Source organism: Vibrio sp. R11-SG3-ISO3-SZ (assembly GCF_059834345.1).
The window spans coordinates 1-4494 of record NZ_JCBDGX010000004.1 but is presented as its reverse complement, the minus strand read 5'-3'; the positions used below and the strand labels follow the sequence as shown (position 1 = coordinate 4494).

Genomic DNA, 4494 nt, shown 5'->3' with positions numbered 1-4494 from the left:
ACCGAGTCACCTGGCTTGGTGCTCTATTATGTTGAACCGCTCGCGGTAGACGCTTTGCTTGAAGTGAATCGCGTTGTCGGCGAGCCGTTTGGTATGCAATCGGTCAGCAGCAGTGAGTTTGAACAGCGTTTAACCCGCGCCTACCAGCGCGACTCGTCGGAAGCGCGCCAGTTGATGGAAGACATTGGCGCGGACAGTGACGATCTTTTCTCTCTGGCCGAAGAGCTGCCGCAGGATGAAGATTTGCTGGAGTCAGAAGACGACGCGCCGATCATCAAACTCATCAACGCCATGCTAGGAGAGGCAATCAAAGAGGGCGCGTCGGATATCCACATCGAAACCTTTGAGAAAAGCTTAGCGATCCGTTTTCGCGTCGATGGTGTACTGCGTGATGTGTTATCACCCAGTCGCAAACTTGCGCCCCTTCTGGTCTCACGGGTGAAAGTGATGGCGCGGCTCGACATTGCGGAAAAACGCGTGCCTCAAGATGGGCGTATTTCCCTGCGTATCGGTGGTCGCGCGGTCGATGTGCGTGTCTCGACCATGCCATCGTCGCACGGCGAGCGCGTGGTGATGCGTCTTTTGGACAAAAACGCCACGCGATTGGATCTGCACAGCCTTGGTATGACCAAGGCCAATCACGATGATTTCCGTCAGCTCATTGGTCGCCCGCACGGCATCATTTTAGTCACCGGTCCAACCGGCTCAGGTAAATCGACCACCTTGTACGCGGGCTTAAGTGAAATCAACAGCAATGAGCGCAACATTCTGACGGTGGAAGATCCGATCGAATTTGATATCGACGGCATCGGCCAGACGCAGGTCAACCCCAGAGTGGATATGACCTTTGCGCGCGGCTTGCGCGCCATTTTGCGCCAAGACCCGGATGTGGTGATGGTCGGCGAAATTCGCGATCTCGAAACGGCGCAAATTGCCATTCAAGCTTCATTGACTGGCCATTTGGTGATGTCTACCTTGCACACCAATACCGCCACAGGGGCGATTACGCGTCTGCGTGATATGGGTATTGAACCGTTTTTGATCTCCTCCTCGCTGCTTGGGGTGTTGGCTCAGCGTTTGGTGCGCACCCTGTGCCCATCGTGTAAAGCGCCCTATCAGGCTGACGCGCAAATCAAACAGTGGTTTGCGCTCGGCGAAGACGAGAACCTCACGCTGCACAAAGCCGTCGGCTGTGAAGCGTGCAACTTTAAAGGCTATCGCGGCCGAACCGGGATCCATGAACTGCTGCGTGTCGATAACGAGGTGCAATCGCTCATCCATGATGACGCGGGCGAGCAAGCGATTGAGAAAGCCATTCGTGCCCGCACGCCAAGCATTCAACGCGATGGCCTTGAGAAAGTCAGACAAGGCATCACGACGCTTGAAGAGGTGTTGCGTGTGACCAAGGAAGCGTAATGGCGGCATTTGAATACAAAGCGTTAGACAGCAAAGGCAAAACCAAAACCGGCGTGCTCGAAGCCGATACAGCGCGCCAGTTGCGCTCGCGGCTAAAAGAGCAGGATTTGGTGCCGATGGAGGTCAAAGAGACGCGGCAGAAAAACGCCAAGCAAGCCCATTCAGGGCGAAGCGGTTTTCGTCGTGGAATCAGTACTCCAGATTTGGCGTTGATCACCCGCCAGCTCGCCACTTTGGTGCAATCGGGCATGCCCCTTGAGGAGTGTTTGCGCGCTGTGTCTGAGCAATCAGAAAAAGCGCGCATTCGTTCGATGCTGCTTGCGGTGCGCTCCAAAGTGACCGAAGGGTACACCTTGGCCGACAGCTTGGCGGACTTTCCTCATGTGTTTGATGATCTGTTTCGCTCTATGGTCGCGGCGGGGGAAAAATCGGGCCATCTGGACTCCGTGTTAGAGCGCTTGGCGGATTACGCCGAAAATCGGCAGAAAATGCGCTCGAAACTGCAGCAAGCGCTGATCTACCCTGTGGTGCTGGTGGTGTTTGCCATCGGCATTGTGGCGTTTTTGCTCGCGGCGGTAGTGCCGAAAATTGTCGGTCAGTTTGTCCAGATGGGCCAAGCACTGCCGCAATCGACCCAGTTTCTGCTCGCCTCAAGCGAGTTCGTTCAGAACTTTGGTCTCTACTTATTACTTGCGATCGTGGCGCTGGGCTACGTCATCAAGCTGGCGTTAGCCAAGCCGAGCGTGCGTCTGGCTTATGATCGAAAACTGATTGGCTTGCCGATGATTGGCAAAATCAGCAAAGGGCTCAATACCTCGCGTTTTGCCCGCACACTGTCGATTTGCACGTCGAGCGCGATCCCGATTTTGGATGGCATGAAGGTGGCGGTGGATGTGATGAGCAATCGCTACGTCAAGCAGCAAGTGACCCTTGCCGCCGATAGCGTGCGCGAAGGGGCAAGCCTGCGTCGCGCACTCGAGCAGACCAAACTGTTCCCACCTATGATGCTGCACATGATCGCCAGTGGTGAACAAAGTGGTCAGCTAGAAGGCATGCTGACGCGCGCCGCCGACAACCAAGACGCCAACTTTGAATCTATGGTGAATATTGCGCTGGGCATTTTTACCCCGGTACTGATTGCGCTGATGGCGGGATTGGTGCTGTTTATCGTGATGGCGACGTTAATGCCCATTTTAGAAATGAATAATTTAATGGCGGGATGATCCCGCACTCGGAGAGAACAACAATGACAAACAGAATCAAAAAACAGTCAGGCTTTACGTTATTAGAAGTGATGGTCGTCGTGGTGATTTTGGGGATTTTAGCCAGCTTTGTGGTGCCTAACCTGTTAGGTAACAAAGAGAAGGCGGATCAACAAAAAGCGGTTACAGACATCGTCGCCTTGGAAAACGCACTCGACATGTACAAGCTTGATAATAGCGTCTACCCGACCACAGATCAGGGGCTAGAGGCGTTGGTCAGCAAGCCATCCAACCCGGAGCCGCGTAACTACCGTGAGGGTGGCTACATTCGCCGTTTGCCAAGCGATCCTTGGGGCAACGACTACCAATACCTAAGCCCAGGTGACAACGGCAATATCGATATCTTTACCTTGGGCGCCGATGGCCAAGAGGGCGGTGAAGGCATCAATGCCGACATTGGTAACTGGAATATCCAAGACTTTCAATAATGCATCAACGCGCTCGCGGCTTTACCTTACTTGAAGTCTTGCTGGTGGTGGTGATCGCCGCTCTGGCATCGGCGGCGGTGGTCTCCACCTTGGTCAGTCGCAGTGGCGATGAGGCAAAAAAGCACGCCAGCGCAGCGTTTCATCGCCTGCAACTCCTCAACGAAGAGGCGATGCTGGCGGGGAAAGATTACGGTTTGTGGGTCGATGAAAAGCGCAGTCTCTATCGCTTGGTGCGCTTAACCGCGAAGGGCTGGCAGCGTCTAGACGATGGCCAAATTCCGGCCGAGACGGAGCTTGGCGAAAACTTGGCACTCAAGCTCACGATGGGCGGCTCAGCGTGGCAGGACGAAGATCGCCTGTTTCGCCCCGGCAGCTTGTTTGATGACGACCGCTTTGCAGACCTTGAAGAGAAAGACGCACTACCGACGCCGCAAGTCTTTATTATGTCGAGCGGTGAAGTGAGCCCGTTTGAGCTGGCGATGGCGCCAAAGGTCAGTAGCCGCCAGTGGTCACAAGAGGCCGCATGGCGCGTGATCGCCAAAGAAAACGGCCAAATTGTGCTGCTGGCGCCGGGAGAGAGCGATGAGTAAACCACGCGCGATGATGATGACACGGCGATTTGCGGCTGCTCGCCACGCTACCGCGCGCGGTTTTACCTTGCTGGAAGTGTTGGTCGCGCTCGCCATTTTTGCAACGGCGGCGATCGCCACAGTGCGCTCGGTCAGTCAGCACATCAATACGTTAAGTTACATTGAGGAAAAGACGTTCGCCGCCATGGTCGCCGACAACCAAATGGCCAAAGTGCATTTGGCGGGCGTTAAGCCCAGTGCGCAAAAAGGCACCGCTCAGTTAGCGGGGCGCCAATGGCAGTGGCAGGTGGTGCCAGTGAGTACCACTGGCGATCTGTTGGCGGCGTTTGATGTCAAAGTATCACTGGGCGCGCAAGCGACGCCGATTGTGGTGGTGAGAAGCTATGTGGCGCTCTAGACAAGCAAGCCGGACACAAGGTTTTACCTTGATTGAGGTCTTGGTGGCGATGGCGATCTTTGCCAGTTTGAGCGTCGCGGCCTATCAAGTGCTCAATCAGGTGCAGCGCAGCAATGCGCTCTCAGAGCAGCGCAGTGCGCGCCTCGGAGAATTGCAGCGTAGCCTTGTCTATCTCGACAATGATTTTCGCCAAATGGCACTGCGCCAAACGCGCTCCGGCGGTGATTCGCCCTCATCCACCCTGATCGCTTGGCAAGATAACTTGCTCGACAGTGATGAAAAAGGGGTGATGTTCGCGCGCCTGGGTTGGTTTAACCCGCAGCAGCAGTTCCCGCGCGGCGAGGTGACCAAAGTGGGTTATCGCATCCAAGATGGCGTATTACAACGAATTTGGTGGCGAT

Annotated in this window: 6 protein-coding genes; all 6 read left to right on the top strand. The window is 55.3% G+C overall.

The genetic code is table 11. The features are described 5' to 3' along the window. Positions 1-1416 (top strand): type II secretion system ATPase GspE (gene gspE, locus AC6R1O_RS00795; protein ID WP_500656336.1); only part of this gene is annotated, 1416 nt, incomplete at its 5' end. After that, positions 1416-2639 (top strand): type II secretion system inner membrane protein GspF, encoded by a 1224-nt coding sequence (gene gspF / locus AC6R1O_RS00790; RefSeq protein ID WP_500656335.1) that lies wholly within the window; start codon positions 1416-1418, stop codon positions 2637-2639. The genes gspE and gspF, both read left to right, overlap by 1 nt. Positions 2640-2662: 23 nt before the next feature. Further along, the gene (gspG, locus tag AC6R1O_RS00785; protein ID WP_334554933.1) at positions 2663-3106 is read left to right on the top strand and encodes a type II secretion system major pseudopilin GspG; all 444 of its coding nucleotides are present in this window, start codon (positions 2663-2665) and stop codon (positions 3104-3106) included. Next, positions 3106-3696 carry a prepilin-type N-terminal cleavage/methylation domain-containing protein gene (locus AC6R1O_RS00780; protein WP_500656334.1) on the top strand — a complete coding sequence of 197 codons (591 nt, stop codon included), beginning with the start codon at positions 3106-3108 and terminating at the stop codon, positions 3694-3696. Before gspG ends, AC6R1O_RS00780 begins: the two co-directional genes overlap by 1 nt. Positions 3697-3712: 16 nt before the next feature. Beyond that, positions 3713-4093, top strand: coding sequence for a type II secretion system minor pseudopilin GspI (gene gspI / locus AC6R1O_RS00775; RefSeq protein WP_500656337.1), 381 nt, complete (start codon positions 3713-3715; stop codon positions 4091-4093). Next, the coding region (gene gspJ, locus AC6R1O_RS00770; protein WP_500656333.1) for a type II secretion system minor pseudopilin GspJ at positions 4080-4494 on the top strand (415 nt) is incomplete at its 3' end. The genes gspI and gspJ, both read left to right, overlap by 14 nt.